Here is a 15,062-nt window from a genome sequence, read left to right as displayed (position 1 = left end):
AACTTCCGTTATAATGGGGATGAGGTGAAGTCATCATGCCGGAACTACCGGAAGTCGAAACAGTCAAAAGAACATTGAATCAGCTGGTCAAAGGAAAATTCATTGACCATGTTACCGTAAATTTGGCGCGGATTATCCAGCGTCCTGACGATATAGATCAGTTTGCATTTTTGCTCGCGGGGCATACCATTCAAAGCGTAGAGCGCCGCGGAAAGTTTCTGCGCATTTTGCTGGATGATTTGGTCCTGGTTTCCCATCTGCGGATGGAGGGACGCTATGGCCTGTACGATAGCTCTGAGCCGGTGGAAAAGCATACGCATGTCATTTTCCATTTCAATGATGGAACCGAGCTGCGTTATAAGGACGTGCGTCAATTCGGAACAATGCATTTGTTCCAGCCGGGAGAAGAATTGAGCATGCCGCCTTTATCCAAACTGGGTATTGAACCGCTTGACGCCGAGTTTACGCTTGCGAATTTCAAGGCGGCGCTTGCGGGGAAAACGTCAAAAATCAAGGCAGTTCTGCTAAACCAGGCATATATCGTCGGTATCGGGAATATTTATGTGGATGAGTCTCTGTTCAGAGCCGGCATCCATCCCGAGCAGCTGGCCAATACGCTGACGGACGAGCAGTTCGAAGCACTGCATCAGGCGGTGATCGCGACGCTGTCGGAATCAGTTGAGGTTGGAGGCTCTTCCATTAAATCTTATGTCAACGGACAGGGTGAGATGGGGATGTTCCAGCATCAGCTCAAAATTTACGGACGCCAAAACCAGCCGTGCGTGAACTGCGGAACTCTGATCGAGAAATCGGTGGTGGGCGGCCGCGGAACACATTTCTGCCCGGTATGCCAGAACGATCAAGTGAAGCAGAAGAAAAAGTAAATAAAAGCATGGGCGTGCACCCCTTGTTCGTCCCTCCCATATACTGATACGGTATCGCATATCAGGGGAAGCGGATCGTAAGGGGCTTTCTTTCCTATCAGGCTCCGAGATCGTACCGTTTCATCAAGGGGAGGGAAACCGGGGGTGCTCAGTCATGTCTTTTCACTGCTCCTGCTTGCTTTTGCTTTAAGTTTGGACAGTTTTGGTGTCGGGATTACATATGGACTCAGGCAAATGAGGATTTCAGCGCTGTCCGTAGTGATCATTTCATTATGCTCCGGGATCATCATTTATATATCGATGCAGGTGGGCGTCCTTTTGGCCAAGGTCGTGTCGCCAGAAGCTGCGTCCATCGTCGGGGCTGTTATATTGATTATTATGGGCTCCTGGTCCTTGATTCAAATTCTGATTCAAAAAGAAAAGAGCCGTGACGACGACAAGGATACCGCTATGATCCGCGCGACGCAGACAACGGCTCCGGCGGGGGGGCCCGAGCAAACGGTATTTTCGCTGGAAATCCGGAAGCTTGGCCTCGTGATCCGCATTCTGCGGACGCCGTCGTCTGCCGATATCGACAAATCGGGAAGCATATCGGGCATGGAAGCGATGTGGCTCGGCATTGCACTCTCGCTGGATGCGTTTGGGGCGGGGCTTGGAGCTGCCCTGCTTGGATTTTCCCCGGTTTGGACGGCTCTCGTGATTGCGTTATTCAGCGGGACGTTCCTGGTCATCGGAATGAAGACAGGGTTCCGGTTTTCGTCCCGGTCATGGATGCGGCATTTTACCGCGTTGCCGGCGTTATTATTAATCGCCATGGGAATAATAAAGCTGTTATGAGGTGATTTTTCTATATGAATATCGGGTTAACCGGAGGTATAGCATCTGGAAAAAGCACGGTGTCCGCCCTCTTGGTAAGCAAGGGGGCTCTGCTTGTCGATGCCGATGTCATTGCCCGGGAAGTGATGCTCCCGGGTCATCCCGTTCTGGCGGCAGTTTCCGATCATTTTGGACAAGCCGTGATGCTTGAAGACGGCCATGTAGACCGGAAAAAGCTGGGCGAGATTGTATTCCGCGATCCCTCCCAGCGTCAAGCCCTGAATGAGATTACCCATCCGGCGATCCGCCGGGAAATCCGTCAGCAGATGGAGTCCCTGGAGCGGGAGCACCCGGACCGGCTCGTCGTGGTGGACATTCCGCTCTTGTTCGAGTCAGGACTTGAAGGCATGTTTGAACGTGTGATGGTCGTTTACACGCCAAGAGAGATTCAGATTGAGCGTTTGATGATGCGCAACGGATTAACCGAAGACGAGGCATTGGCCCGAATCGGGTCGCAGATGGATATTGAAGAAAAGAAGCAGAGGGCGGATATCGTGATCGACAACAGCGGAGATGCTGAAGAGACCAAGCGCCAATTGGATGCATTCTGGCTTCAGTCGGGATGCGTATGAAGCTTTTACAGTTATTACGCAAAAAAAGAGTCCTTCTGGTACTCTTTCTCGGGTTTGTCGTCGTTCTTTTTTTCAGCACGAACTGGATGTCATGGTTCTATCCGATTTATTACAAGGAGAATATCAGGGAGCAATCGGAGCGATACGACGTGGATCCCTTCCTGATCGCATCCATCATCCGCGTGGAGTCCAACTATAAGCTGGGCAAGGAATCGAAGAAGGGCGCGCTGGGTCTGATGCAGCTGATGCCCGACACGGCGCAATGGGCCATGGAGCAGGCCAAAATTCCTGAGGTTACGATGGACCACCTCAAGCATAAGCCTGAAGCCAGCATTGAGATTGGAACCTGGTATCTGAAGAACCTGGCGAGCCAGTTCAAAGGGAACCGGATCGTGGTCATTGCCGCGTATAACGCAGGCCCCGGCAAAGTCGACGGATGGCTCAAAAAAGGCGTATGGGACGGGAAGCTGGAATCCGTAAAGGATATCCCGATCGGCGAAACGAGGCACTATATCCAGCGGGTGATTTACTACTATAATCAATACACGCGCATTTACAGCGATTTTTGAGCGGACAAGCAAAAAAGTATTGAAACAGCTTACGGGCTGCCCCAATACTTTCTCGTTGTTCACATGTATTATTTGAATTGACCAGCCAGTTGTTGTTCAGCCAGGGTTACAAGACGCTTTGTGATGAGTCCCCCGATCGAACCGTTCTCATAGGAAGTCATGTTACCTTGGTATCCGTCCTGTGGAATGGAGATACCCAGCTCTTGAGCAACTTCATATTTCATTTGGTTGAGGGCTGCAGTAGCTTTGGATACTACCAGGTTGTTCGAACTGTTGTTTTGAGCCATTGATGTTCACCTCCTCGCTGTTGGTAAAAGTATTATGTCTCAAAGATCGAATCTTCATAACTTTTTTTATATTTTTCTTACTGGAAATATAAGTTATTTCCCGGAAGCCGTATCAGGACTGGGCTCATCGTCTGTAAGTACTTTCGGAAACCGGGAATGTACAAGCGCAAATACCATCATGAACGATAAAGGAAGTGAGTTTGCATGAAATGTCCGTACTGTGATTACGCAGGCACCAAGGTGCTGGATTCCCGTCCGGCCAATGACAACAAGTCGATCCGCCGCAGACGCGAATGCGAGAAATGCAGCCGTCGATTTACGACATTTGAGATGGTGGAGGAGACGCCGCTCATTGTTATCAAAAAAGACGGAAGCCGCGAGGAGTTCAGCCGGGACAAGATTTTGCGCGGTTTGATCCGTGCCTGCGAGAAGCGCCCCGTATCCGTCGAGCAGCTTGAAGTTATGGTCTCCGAGGTGGAGAAATCGCTGCGTAATACCGCCGTGGCCGAAGTGGAAAGCCGCCAGATCGGCGAGCTCGTGATGGAACAGCTGTATCCGGTGGATGAGGTCGCTTATGTGCGGTTCGCTTCCGTGTATCGGCAGTTCAAAGATATTAACATGTTCATGAAAGAGCTCAAAGGTCTGCTATCCAAAAATACGATGCCGGATTCCTTGGACTGAAATCGGAAGGTCCGACACGCTGAGGAGACAGCCTTTTTGGCGATGCAAAGGGGTGATTCTCTTTTGTCAGAATTCGAAGTGCTGCAATTACCGCCGGAGAACCATGAAAGGGCGCCTGCACTAAAGTCTTTAACAAGAGACTTTACGCAGGGGTCCTTTTGTTATTTTTCAAATACTTCATTCAAGTGACGTTGTGAAGTTCTGAAATTTAATTTAATTTTGTCAAGGAAGTTTGAAATTTAAATGTGAATTTTTGTTGACAACGAAGAAATGACGATTGTAAGATAATAGCAACTGCAGGATCTTCATGCATATACTTACTGAACAGCAAGGAAAAGGAAGAGGAGGTCATCGTTTGCCTAGTTATGAAAGCGTTTTAAATGTAAAAAAGACTAAAACAAGGATGGCGAAGCAGGGCATTTGGAAAGAACATCTTTTGGCGTACGCTTTTTTGGCCCCCTCGATTGTCTTGTTTTTCACGTTCTTGTTTTATCCGATGCTGAAGTCGGTCTACCTGAGCATGACCATTACGGATCCGCGGGGGCAGGTTGCCGAATTTGTCTGGTTCGAGAACTTCGTCACGCTCCTGAAGTCTCATCAGCTGTATTCCAATCTGAGCGTTACCCTGCTGTTCATCTTGTACACGGTGCCGACATCTCTGATATGGTCGCTGCTCCTTGCTGCCATTACCCATAACAAGCTGCGGGGCATGAAGGTGTTCCAGTTTATTTTCTCGCTTCCGATCGTGATATCTGTCGGTACGGGTTCGATCATCTGGTTTTTGCTGTTTCACCCGACGGCGGGAATGCTGAATTATTTTCTGAGTTTGATACATATCCAACCGATTCCTTGGTTGACGGATCCGGCTTGGGCCTTGATCTCCATCTCCCTCATGACCATATGGATGAACATGGGCTTCCTGTACATTGTGTTGTCCAGCGGTCTTCAGGGGATCCCGGAGGAGCTTTATGAAAGCGCGAAAATCGATGGGTCCGGGCCTGTCCGCACGTTTGTGCGAATTGTGCTGCCTCTGCTGTCGCCGACGATTTTCTTCGCTTTGATCGTGTCGGTGATTGGGGCTTTCCAGGCTTTCGGTCAAATCCATATCCTGACGAAGGGTGGACCGATCAACTCGACGAACGTCATCGTTTATTCGATCTATCAGGATGCGTTCGTGAATTTCCGTTTCGGCATCGGCAGCGCACAGGCGCTCATTCTATTCTTCATTATTCTGGTTCTGACCGTGGTGCAGTTTAAAGTTCTGGAAAAGAAGGTGCACTATCAATGATGGCGAAACGAACAACGGCTGCGCTCACCTATTTCTTTCTGGCTGTTTTGGCGCTGGTGGTCCTGTACCCGCTGATCTTTACGGTGTTCTCTTCTTTCATGACCGAAAAGGAGGTTTCCAACTTTCCACCTCCGCTGTTTCCGAAGCACTTCTATCTGAATAACTTCCAGGAAGCGATAGCCGGCTTTCCGATCGTGCGGTTTATCCTGAACAGCTTTATCGTGTCCGCCGCGATCATGATCAGTCAGGTCGTAACCTCAAGCCTTGCGGCGTATGCCTTTTCATTCCTGAAGTTCAAGGGAAAAGGGGCGCTGTTCGCACTGTACCTGTCGACGATGATGATTCCGTGGGAAGTGACGATCATCCCGAATTATCTGCTCATTAAAAGCTGGGGCTGGATGGACAGCTACCAGGGACTGATCGTCCCTTTTATGGCGGGTGCCTTTGGGGTGTTTCTGCTCCGGCAGTTTTTTCTGCAGCTGCCTCATGAGCTGTTCGACGCGGGGAAAATCGACGGCTGCGGACATTTGCGAAATTATTTCTCCATCGTTCTGCCGCTCTCGCGTCCTGCGCTTGCCACGCTTGCGGTGTATGTGTTTCTGACGCACTGGAACCATTATCTGTGGCCGCTGCTGATTACGAACCGTGCCTCCATGCGAACGGTCCAAATCGGGGTCGCGATGCTGCAGCATGCCGAGGTGATGTCGTGGAACCTGATTCTGGCGGGCGTGACGCTGGTGCTGCTGCCTTCGTTCATTCTGCTCGCTTTCGGTGTGAAGCAGCTGGTGCGCGGCATTGCGGCCGGGGCCGTCAAGGGTTAATGGCGTTGATCGGCCGCGGCTTCAGGGCCTGGGCTTATCATAGATGAATATGCAGAAACAGGAATATGTAGCAGCTCATAAAAGGGGAGGAATCAAGCACACTATGGGGAAAAAGAGACTGGTAAGTCTGATGCTGGCGGTCATGATGGTGCTCATGGCGGCCTGCAGCGTGAACATGGGCGAGGATGAGCCGAAGGCGAGCGAACCGAAGCCAAGCGGTACCGAAACCAAGAGCGCCGCGCAGAAAGTGGTGTTCTGGCATGCGATGGGCGGTGCCACCACAAAGGTCGTGGACCAATTGGTCGACAACTTCAATAAGTCGCAGGACAAGGTTCAGGTCGAAGCCGTTTATCAAGGCACGTACGACGATCTGCTCAGCAAGCTGAAGGCTTCGATGGGGACGAACGAAGGTCCGACGATGGTGCAGATGTACGAGATCGGCAGCCGTTTCATGATCGATTCGAAGATGATCACCCCGATGCAGACATTCATCGACCAGGACAAGTGGGATATTAGCCAGCTGGAGCCGAATATCAGCGGATATTACACATTTGATAACAAGCTGTACTCCATGCCGTTCAACACCTCCAATCCGATCCTGTATTACAATAAGGATTTGTTCAAGGAGGCCGGACTCGATCCGGAAAGCCCGCCGAAGACGTTCGAGGAGCTCAAGACGGCGGCGGACAAAATTTCTAAGACAGGCAAAGCCGTCGGCGCCAACTTCGCCATTTATGGCTGGTTCATGGAGCAGTTATTCGCGAACCAGGGTGCGGAGTACGTCAATAACGGCAACGGACGGGACAGCTTGGCGACCGAATCGCTCGTCAATTCCGATGCCGGTGTCAAAGTGTTGACCTGGTGGAAGGATCTGATCGACACGAAGGCAGCCAACAACCTGGGCCGGAAAACGGATGATTCCAAAAAAGCGTTCTCCGCCGGTCAAGTAGCGATGATCCTCGATTCCACCGCGGCGCTCAAAGGTTTGGTGGACGGCACGTCCGGCAAGTTCGAGGTCGGTACGGGCTTCCTGCCGAAACCGGCGGATGCGAAGGATGGAGGCGTCATCGTCGGCGGCGCAAGCCTGTGGATGATGAATAGCCGACCGGATGAAGAGCAGAAGGCGGCATGGGAGTTCATGAAGTTCGTGACCTCGCCGGAGCAGCAGGCGTTCTGGCATATCAACACAGGGTACTTCCCGATCACGACGAAGGCTTATGAGCAGGACAGCGTGAAGGAAAACCTCAAGAAGTTCCCGCAGTTCCAGACCGCCATCGACCAGCTGCACGGCACCAAGCTGAACAAGGCGACGCAGGGCGCGGTCATGGGCGTCTTCCCGGAAGCCAGACAAATCGTGGAAGCCGCGATCGAAGAAGTGCTGAACAACAAAAAAGAACCGAAGGCGGCGCTGGATGACGCAGCCAAGGAGATTACGTCCAAGATTCAGGAGTATAACCGGACGGTGAAGTAATCTGTAAGGGCAAAAGGGCCGTTGAGAGCCGGGTGAACCGGTTTTTCAACGGCTATTGCGTTAACGGAGGAGGGTCTGGCTATGCCATCCTTGTATTTATCGGACATTCCATCCATTCCTCTTATCGGTTGCTGAAAGCGGAGATCGAACAGCTCCAAGAGCGGGTGCGGTCGTTGAAGAAGCATAAGTAGGATTGAATTTTTCCGAAAAAAGTATTGCATGAGCTTACTCCCTATGCTATATTATAGGAGTGCTCTTTTTGAAAGAGAGATACATAATACGGGGCCTTAGCTCAGCTGGGAGAGCGCATCGCTGGCAGCGATGAGGTCAGGGGTTCGATCCCCCTAGGCTCCATAGAAGAAAACCCTTGAGAAATCAAGGGTTTTTTGTTTTGTTCTTGTCATCAGGCATGATCAAAAACTTAAGGATTGGGGATGGACTGCGATGAAATATACCGTTCCGGTACTTTCTCCTGCGATATTTTATATAAATTAATGTTATTAATGTAAAATAATTGAAGTAGATATGCGCATAAAGCCTTTAATAATATGACCACAATGGATAATGAAGTGAGGATTCGAGCGTTGGCTATTAAAGCCTAGTTCCTCCAGAGGCATCCATGAATTGCCCCGTAATCCATCTGGCTTCCTCAGATGCTACGAACGCAACGACATCAGCAACGTCATCCGTGGTGCCCGGTCTTCCGAAAACGGGCAGTATTGAAGCTGCTGCAGCACGAGCTTCTGGGTCGGCGAGCCATTCCTTGTTCATATCCGTATCCGTAACTCCAGGCCTTACTGCATTTACAGTAATACCCTTTGATGCAAAATGTGGAGCTAATGCCAAAGTAAATGTCTCAAGGGCTCCCTTGGAAGCCGCATAAATGGCAGCATTTGGGCTGGCAACCCGAGTATACCCCGTAGAAATGTTAATGATTCGTCCACCGTTCCGTATATACGGGCTAGCTGCTTGAGTTAGAAGGTATGGAGCTTTAAAGTTAACATTCATGACGTCATCAAATGTTTCAATGGACGTTTCTTCAAAAGGCAACCCCGGTGCAATACCTGCGTTATTGATTAAGATGTCCAATTGCACAGACCCAATTTCCGAACGAACAGCATCTTCAAATGCAGTCCAAAGCTTATTTACACCGGAAATACCCGTGGTTAATTCTGCTTCCAGAGCCACAGCCTTTGTGCCCAGCGCCTTAATCTCTTCAACAACTTTTAGAGCAGCATCCCTATTACTGGCGTAATGAACGCCTATAAATTCTGCTCCGCCAGCGGCTAATTTTTTGGCTGTTTCAGCCCCTATCCCCCGACTTGCCCCTGTAACCAAAGCAATTTTACCGCTGAATTTTCCTGTATTCGTCGACATATGATCCTCGCTCCTTATAAGATATATTTGATGCATAATCAATACTATTGGATTATGATAGATATGAATAGTACGATATTTTCGTATCGTTACGATCAAATGGTATACTATAAGAAGAGGTGAATATCCATGAATGGAATAACAAGTGCTGACCTAGCCTGTTCGTTTAATGCAGCTCAGAAAGTCTTGTCCGGTAAATATTCTCTCATGATCATTTTTCATTTAATGGATGGACCAGTACGTTTTAACGAACTGTTACGGAAATTTGACGGCTTAACGCATGCGTCGCTGACTAAACAACTAAAGCAGCTGGAACACTTTCAACTTATTCACCGTGAGGTTTATAATCAAGTTCCGCCAAAGGTGGAATATTCTTTAACGGATCTGGGGAAAAAGCTTTTTCCAACAATTATTGGGCTAACGGACTGGGGAAGTGAGTATATTGAGCATTGTAAGGTAACTGAGGTCAGTTCACTCCGGTAACACGCCCCATAATCGGTCTGTCGCAGTTTAAGAAATCATTCATTCCAACGTGGCCACTATTTCACTCGTCACCTTGATGGTGTGAGTTGGAAACCTTTGAGAAATCAAGGGTTTTTTTGTTTGTTCATGTCATCAGGCATGATTAAAAACTTAGGAGAAAAAATGAATGGGCAAGACGGAAATTAATCTCTACAATCCACTGGCTAATGAATGACAGCCTTAACAACATTATAGCCTCAGGCCCTTGATAGAGTTCCAACAAGGGCTTTTTTTGTGTTATCCAGCACAATAAATATCATACTTGCTTCAAAGATGATCATGGTTAAGCGCTTTCGCGAAATGTAACTTTAAATTGGGAGAGCCCTGTTCTTATACTCAGACAATGCGTTTTCGCACGCCGTATTTTTATGGGGGATCGGGGATGCACAGATTCAGATTCAACCTACTGACCTACACGGACACATAATAAAAACCCTGAAAGAGGTGAGTTTATGAAAAAAGTGATTTTACTTGCATGCTTGGTTTTTTCGCTGGTTACGATCTTAGGAACAGTAGTGAATTCACCAATCCTGTCAACAGCCCGGGCCGAACCTGCAGCATTCGACACGAAGCCCGCCGTTGATGTGCTGAAACGGTTAGTTCCGAATCACTATGATCAGGTGCGATTTATAGCTGTACCTCTAGGTGAAGAAGGAGAGAATTTCAGGATTACAAGCAAGGATGGCTTGGTTGAGATATCGGGGACCAGCCCGGCTGTCCTTCTGACAGGATTCAACTGGTATTTAAAATATGTCGCCAAGGCGAATATCAACTGGAACGGGGATCAGTTAAATCTCCCCGAGCAGCTCCCGTTACCGAAACAGGAAATGGCTCAGAAGGCCAATGTTCCTCATCGTTTCGCGTTGAACGATACGGATGACGGCTATACCGGTGCCTATCGGAACTGGCAGGACTGGGAGCGAATGATAGACGTATTGGCGCTTAACGGAATCAATGAGGTATTGGTGACCGTAGGCCAAGAGGCTGTCTACTATGACATTTTTCAGGAGTTCGGATATACCGCTCAGGAAATGAACGATTGGATTCCGCAGCCAAGTCATCAGCCGTGGTGGCTGCTGCAAAACATGTGCTGTTTTACGGGGCCGGTCACGGAGAACTTGATTAATGAGCGAGCCCTATTGGGCAAAAAAATTGCGGATCATATGCGTGAACTCGGGATGACGCCTGTATTCCCCGGCTATTTCGGCACCGTACCTGCAAAGTTTACAGATAAGAATCCCGGAGCGCGCATCATTCCCCAAGGAAACTGGGTGGGCTTTAACCGCCCCGATTGGCTTGACCCGCGGAGCGCACTATTCCCGCAAGTTGCCGAATCCTTCTACCGTAATCAGGTGGAGCGATTTGGTACCACAACGATGTTTAAGATGGATCTTCTGCATGAAGGCGGGAGTGCGGGAGATGTCCCGGTCGGCACGGCAGCTAAAGCTGTTGAAACAGCACTTCAGGCTGCACATCCAGGTGCCATATGGGCGATTCTCGGATGGCAGAACAATCCTTCTTCAGCACTGTTGTCATCTCTTGATCAATCAAAGATGCTCATTCTTGACGGATTATCAGACCGCTATGCCAATTTAAACCGGGAACAATCTTGGGTGAATGTCCCGTATGCATACGGCTCGATCTGGAATTTTGGCGGTCATACGACGATGGGGGCTAACGTGGCTGAATGGAATACAAGTTACTGGAAGTGGAAGGCGAAATCGGGCAGCAAGCTGTCCGGAATTGCCTTGATGCCGGAGGGGAGTGAGAATAATCCGGTTGCTTTTGATTTTTTCACTGAAATCGCGTGGCAGAAAGGTCCGGTTGACTTAGAGAAGTGGTTCGATACTTGGGCGGAAAGACGCTATGGCGCTACGGATCAGCACGCGCAAGCTGCATGGCAGACCCTTCGCCAGACGGCATATCAGACTCCCGCGAACGGTTGGAGTGAATCGCAGGATGGTTTATTTGGAGCGCAGCCTAGCCTTACCGCAAATACTTCTGCTGCCTGGTCCCCTACGAGTATGCGGTACGATGGCCTTGCTTTCGATCAAGCTTTACCTGATTTGCTTGGTGTGAAACCGGAACTTCGGAATAATGACGCGTTCCGGTATGATCTGATGGATGTTACCCGTCAGGTCTTGTCCAACCGGAGCCGGACCCTGCTGCCTCAGATTAAGGCAGCCTACGACGCGCGAGATCTGGAGACGTTCAATAAGCTCACGGGTACCTGGCTGCAATGGATGAAGCTTCTTGATGAAGTCGTGGCAACGAATTCTCAGACTTTACTTGGACCCAGATTGGAAAGTGCAAAGTCAATGGCGTCCAGCGCAGCCGAAAGGGCTAGGCTGGAGTACGATGTACGTTCGATTCTTACCGTTTGGGGAGACCGTTCGGGCTCGACCTCAGGCGGCCTTCATGATTATGCGAACCGGGAATGGGCCGGTTTGGTAGGAGACTATTATTATTCCCGATGGAGCATGTATTTCGATGAGTTAAAGGCGGCTCTTTCAGAGGGCCGGCCGGAACAGCAGATAGATTGGTACGCTGTGGGGGAAGCATGGGCGAGACAACAAAACCGTTATGCAACCGAGCCGCAAGGTGACATTTATCAAGTGGCTCAAAAAGTAATGAATGAGATCAGCAGCTCATCCCCATTAGGAATGACCGTTACCGCAGATAAAGCGGTGATCACTCCCGGAACACCGGCAGCGATCACGGCAACCCTGAAGAATGACTACAGCTTTACGTCTGCAAAAGAAGTGGCGGTTTCCGTTGCACCGAATTCTTCATTTACAGTGAAGGCTCAGACACCAACGACGATCGAGCAGATCCAGCCGGGAGAATCGTTCACGGTAAAATTTGAAGTGACCGCTACTTCCGATCTGACAAACCTGGACCATCTTCTTCAAGCATTGTCCGTGGAGTCAACGTACCGTAGGGGAGATCAAATGGAGAAAATGACGGGTAAGCTCCGCCTATTGGTTTCCAAAGGAGTACAATCACCTTATAAAACAGTCTCTTTTAACAATGCGCAGTTCGGGCAGTCTGGAGATCAGTTCGGAATTTATGGCGGCGGGGAAGATTTGTGGGGCGGCACGAACGGTTTCGGAGCGATTTATCAGAAACAAGCATTAACCGGGGATGCCTCCGTGACGACACGTGTTGACCATCAGGATAATACGTGGGGCTGGGCAAGGGCCGGCATTATCGTGAGAAACGATTTAACAGCAAATGGCTCGGGCGGATATGTGAATATTGCGGTTACGCCAAGCAACGGCTGCGTGTTATCATGGGACGCGAACGGTGACGGGATGTTCGAGTCCGTCTCATCCAAGGCGGGATTTGCGGCCCCTGCGTACATTAAGCTTGATCGTGCCGGCTCGAAGTTCACAGGATCATGCAGCTCGGATGGAACGACCTGGACGACCGTAGGCACGGCCAATGTACCGAGCAGTGCAGAGCAGCAGGATGTAGGTCTGTTTATGAGCGCAGTCAATGTGTCCTCCCGCATCAACGGACTCGTGGAGTTTAATGGTTTCTCGATTAACACCAAAGGCATACCGGTAACCGGCATTACGATGGGGAAACCGCAACTGACGCTTAACCTGGATACGAACAAAACGGAGAAGTTAATCGCCACGGTCGCACCAAACCATGCCAGCAACAAAGCGGTTGTGTGGACGTCAAATCATCCGAATGTCGCTACCCTTGACAGCGATGGCATGGTTACCGCTAAAGGAAAAGGCACAGCAATCATCACCGCGACAACGGTGGACGGAGGATTCAAAGCGACTACGGAGATTAAGGTTGTAGAAACAGGACCTTTTGCGACGGGGGTACAACTGGACCAAGCAACGATGACGTTGATAGAGGGTGAAACTTCGGAATTAACCGCATCGGTGCTTCCGCTGGATGCTTGGAACAGGAATGTGACATGGTCAAGCAGCAGTGATGCTATAGCGAAAGTGCAGGCGTCCGGTGGAGGCAAAGCCGTTGTCACGGGGTTAAAAGCGGGGCAAGCCAAAATTACGGTAACGAGTGTGGACGGAGATTTCAAAGCGACAAGTCAGGTGACGGTTCTGCCCCGGCCTGCGAATCTAGCGCTGAATAAGCCTTCAACCGCCAGCAGCTCCTCCAGCCCTTCATCCAAGGGCAATGATGGCGATTCGTCCAGTATGTGGATTGCAAACGGTGGAAGCGCCGGCAATTGGTGGGCAGTCGACTTGGGAGATAATTACGATCTGTCAGGCAGCGAAATTCATTTTGAGAAGCAAGTGCTATGGAAGTATAAGATTGAGGTCTCTAAGGATAAATCCTCTTGGATCACGGTGGTGGATAAGATGGACAATACCGACACTAGCCAGGTGCAATCCCACCATTTTAGTGCACAGGGAAGGCATGTGCGAATCACATTCGATCAGGCGCCTGGGCAGAACTGGACGGCGTTTCAAGAGCTTCTTGTGTTTGGACACCCGCTACGCGTGCCCGTTACTGGTGTTCAAATCGATCAGACTGCCATCACCTTGAAAACAGGAGAATCGGTGGAATTAACAGCAACGGTAACACCTTCAGGCGCAACGGATAAATCCGTGACCTGGTCAAGCAGCGATGAGAGCATAGCCAAAGTGACAGTTAAGGACGGCCATGCTACGGTGACGGGTTTCCAGGCGGGTACGGCTACCATAACCGCGACGAGCGTAGATGGGGGTCACACGGCAGCAAGTCTCATTACCGTCGAGCCGGAAACGCCGAGAGCACCTGTGACTACACTACAAGGCGATCCTTCCGTACCGGCCGGACAACAATTCCATATTGATTATGGACTAAGTCATCTGACAAAAGACATATTCGCACAGGACATCGCGATCAACTACGATTCGAATGTTTTTGAGTACGTTTCTGTTCAATCGTTGATAGAAGGCTTCAACCTTCTGGAGACTGTGAGCGATATCCCGGGCAAGTTGAGGCTGATTGCTGCAAGCCAAGGTCAGGACTATGCGGTGACCGGGGATGCGCCAATATTTGAAGTAACTTTTCAAGCTAACAACGTGTCACAACCTTCGTCAGGTAGCATTTCAATTTCGAAGGCTCTGCTTGGGGATCGGATAGGCGACGAAGAAACGGCAGCTCCGTCCTCCCTTAACATTCAGGTTACAGTGGGTGGATTGACGGGAGATCTGAATCATGACGGCAAGATAAGCATCGGCGATCTGGCTGTTGCAGCAGCCTATTATGGTTTCACGGAAGCAAGTCGTGACTGGCAGAAAGCGAAGGCAGCGGATATGAACAGGGACGGTAAAATCGACATTGCGGACCTCGCAGCCATTGCAGCGCTAATGACGAGCATATCATGATGATTTTCAAGCGATAAAATATGGAGCTTTAAGTAAAAATCTAAGGTTCAAACAGTAACTGTAACTGTAGACCGCGTACCTGCTGAAGGGCGGTCTTTTTTGTTTTGAACTCGGGACGAGTTGTTGACCTATTGATGATTTATACACCCTTGGGGGAAAAGCCAATAATCCTGAGAGGAAGCTTGTGTTAACCAGAAGGGGCAATGCTGAAGGGCTATGAATAAAAATGGAAGAGAGTGTACGTTCTCCGTACGGGTAATAAAATATCATACACATAAAATAGGAGTGGAATGTTGGATTGCTGGATCATGTATTGCTGTGCACTTGTTGTATAGCAAACCCGTAAGGCTAATTTCG

Annotated in this window: 12 protein-coding genes and 1 tRNA gene; 11 read left to right on the top strand and 2 right to left on the bottom strand. The window is 49.7% G+C overall.

Annotation, left to right across the window (positions count from 1 at the left end; translation table 11 throughout):
• Nucleotides 1-35: 35 nt before the first annotated feature.
• The 4 genes from mutM to ACTHPM_RS12250 all read left to right on the top strand — a co-directional run bounded on the left by mutM (nt 36) and on the right by ACTHPM_RS12250 (nt 2,901).
• Nucleotides 36-884 (top strand): DNA-formamidopyrimidine glycosylase, encoded by an 849-nt coding sequence (mutM, locus tag ACTHPM_RS12265; protein WP_440396082.1) that lies wholly within the window; start codon nt 36-38, stop codon nt 882-884.
• Between the two features lie 144 nt (nt 885-1,028).
• Nucleotides 1,029-1,721, top strand: coding sequence for a sporulation membrane protein YtaF (gene ytaF, locus ACTHPM_RS12260; protein ID WP_440396083.1), 693 nt, complete (start codon nt 1,029-1,031; stop codon nt 1,719-1,721).
• Between the two features lie 14 nt (nt 1,722-1,735).
• On the top strand, nt 1,736-2,332 hold the full coding sequence (gene coaE / locus ACTHPM_RS12255; RefSeq protein WP_440396084.1) for a dephospho-CoA kinase: 597 nt from the start codon (nt 1,736-1,738) through the stop codon (nt 2,330-2,332).
• A complete protein-coding gene (locus tag ACTHPM_RS12250; RefSeq protein ID WP_440396085.1) occupies nt 2,329-2,901 on the top strand; it encodes a lytic transglycosylase domain-containing protein in 573 nt (190 codons plus the stop codon). The genes coaE and ACTHPM_RS12250 overlap by 4 nt, the downstream gene beginning before the upstream one ends.
• A gap of 68 nt (nt 2,902-2,969) precedes the next feature.
• Here ACTHPM_RS12250 and ACTHPM_RS12245 read toward each other — a convergent pair whose 3' ends face one another.
• Entirely contained in the window at nt 2,970-3,188 is a 219-nt protein-coding gene (locus ACTHPM_RS12245) for a small, acid-soluble spore protein, alpha/beta type (RefSeq protein ID WP_440396086.1), read from the bottom strand.
• 204 nt (nt 3,189-3,392) lie between these two features.
• On the opposite strand from ACTHPM_RS12245, the gene nrdR reads away from it, so the two are divergent.
• The 5 genes from nrdR to ACTHPM_RS12220 all read left to right on the top strand — a co-directional run bounded on the left by nrdR (nt 3,393) and on the right by ACTHPM_RS12220 (nt 7,803).
• Nucleotides 3,393-3,869 (top strand): transcriptional regulator NrdR, encoded by a 477-nt coding sequence (gene nrdR / locus ACTHPM_RS12240; RefSeq protein WP_440396087.1) that lies wholly within the window; start codon nt 3,393-3,395, stop codon nt 3,867-3,869.
• Between the two features lie 403 nt (nt 3,870-4,272).
• Nucleotides 4,273-5,157, top strand: a complete 885-nt coding sequence (locus ACTHPM_RS12235; RefSeq protein WP_440396260.1) for a carbohydrate ABC transporter permease — start codon at nt 4,273-4,275, stop codon at nt 5,155-5,157.
• Nucleotides 5,157-5,978: a carbohydrate ABC transporter permease gene (locus ACTHPM_RS12230; RefSeq protein WP_440396088.1), complete on the top strand. Its 822-nt coding sequence runs from the start codon at nt 5,157-5,159 to the stop codon at nt 5,976-5,978. The genes ACTHPM_RS12235 and ACTHPM_RS12230 overlap by 1 nt, the downstream gene beginning before the upstream one ends.
• A gap of 103 nt (nt 5,979-6,081) precedes the next feature.
• A complete protein-coding gene (locus ACTHPM_RS12225; protein WP_440396089.1) occupies nt 6,082-7,449 on the top strand; it encodes an ABC transporter substrate-binding protein in 1,368 nt (455 codons plus the stop codon).
• 281 nt (nt 7,450-7,730) lie between these two features.
• Nucleotides 7,731-7,803: transfer RNA gene (locus tag ACTHPM_RS12220), tRNA-Ala, on the top strand.
• A gap of 237 nt (nt 7,804-8,040) precedes the next feature.
• On the opposite strand, the gene ACTHPM_RS12215 is transcribed toward ACTHPM_RS12220, so the two are convergent.
• The gene (locus ACTHPM_RS12215; RefSeq protein ID WP_440396090.1) at nt 8,041-8,826 is read right to left on the bottom strand and encodes an SDR family NAD(P)-dependent oxidoreductase; all 786 of its coding nucleotides are present in this window, start codon (nt 8,824-8,826) and stop codon (nt 8,041-8,043) included.
• A 129-nt stretch (nt 8,827-8,955) separates the two neighbouring features.
• Between ACTHPM_RS12215 and ACTHPM_RS12210 the strand changes: the two genes are divergently transcribed.
• Nucleotides 8,956-9,309 carry a winged helix-turn-helix transcriptional regulator gene (locus ACTHPM_RS12210; RefSeq protein ID WP_440396091.1) on the top strand — a complete coding sequence of 118 codons (354 nt, stop codon included), beginning with the start codon at nt 8,956-8,958 and terminating at the stop codon, nt 9,307-9,309.
• A gap of 491 nt (nt 9,310-9,800) precedes the next feature.
• Nucleotides 9,801-14,705, top strand: a complete 4,905-nt coding sequence (locus ACTHPM_RS12205; protein WP_440396092.1) for an alpha-N-acetylglucosaminidase TIM-barrel domain-containing protein — start codon at nt 9,801-9,803, stop codon at nt 14,703-14,705.
• The last annotated feature ends 357 nt before the right edge of the window (nt 14,706-15,062 follow it).

Origin of the sequence: Paenibacillus sp. SAFN-054, from assembly GCF_051966755.1 — a bacterium.
GTDB lineage: Bacteria > Bacillota > Bacilli > Paenibacillales > Paenibacillaceae > Paenibacillus_AQ.
The sequence above is the reverse complement of the archived record's forward strand: the minus strand, read 5'-3'. Positions and strand labels throughout refer to the sequence as shown.

Bases quoted from the DNA above. Each gene is read 5' to 3' on its own strand.
- nrdR (WP_440396087.1), top strand. From the start codon at position 3,393: ATGAAATGTCCGTACTGTGATTACGCAGGCACCAAGGTGCTGGATTCC.
- ACTHPM_RS12230 (WP_440396088.1), top strand. From the start codon at position 5,157: ATGGCGAAACGAACAACGGCTGCGCTCACCTATTTCTTTCTGGCTGTT.
- coaE (WP_440396084.1), top strand. From the start codon at position 1,736: ATGAATATCGGGTTAACCGGAGGTATAGCATCTGGAAAAAGCACGGTG.
- ACTHPM_RS12245 (WP_440396086.1), bottom strand. From the start codon at position 3,188: ATGGCTCAAAACAACAGTTCGAACAACCTGGTAGTATCCAAAGCTACT.
- ACTHPM_RS12225 (WP_440396089.1), top strand. From the start codon at position 6,082: ATGGGGAAAAAGAGACTGGTAAGTCTGATGCTGGCGGTCATGATGGTG.
- ACTHPM_RS12205 (WP_440396092.1), top strand. From the start codon at position 9,801: ATGAAAAAAGTGATTTTACTTGCATGCTTGGTTTTTTCGCTGGTTACG.
- ACTHPM_RS12215 (WP_440396090.1), bottom strand. From the start codon at position 8,826: ATGTCGACGAATACAGGAAAATTCAGCGGTAAAATTGCTTTGGTTACA.
- mutM (WP_440396082.1), top strand. From the start codon at position 36: ATGCCGGAACTACCGGAAGTCGAAACAGTCAAAAGAACATTGAATCAG.
- ACTHPM_RS12235 (WP_440396260.1), top strand. From the start codon at position 4,273: ATGGCGAAGCAGGGCATTTGGAAAGAACATCTTTTGGCGTACGCTTTT.
- ACTHPM_RS12250 (WP_440396085.1), top strand. From the start codon at position 2,329: ATGAAGCTTTTACAGTTATTACGCAAAAAAAGAGTCCTTCTGGTACTC.
- ACTHPM_RS12210 (WP_440396091.1), top strand. From the start codon at position 8,956: ATGAATGGAATAACAAGTGCTGACCTAGCCTGTTCGTTTAATGCAGCT.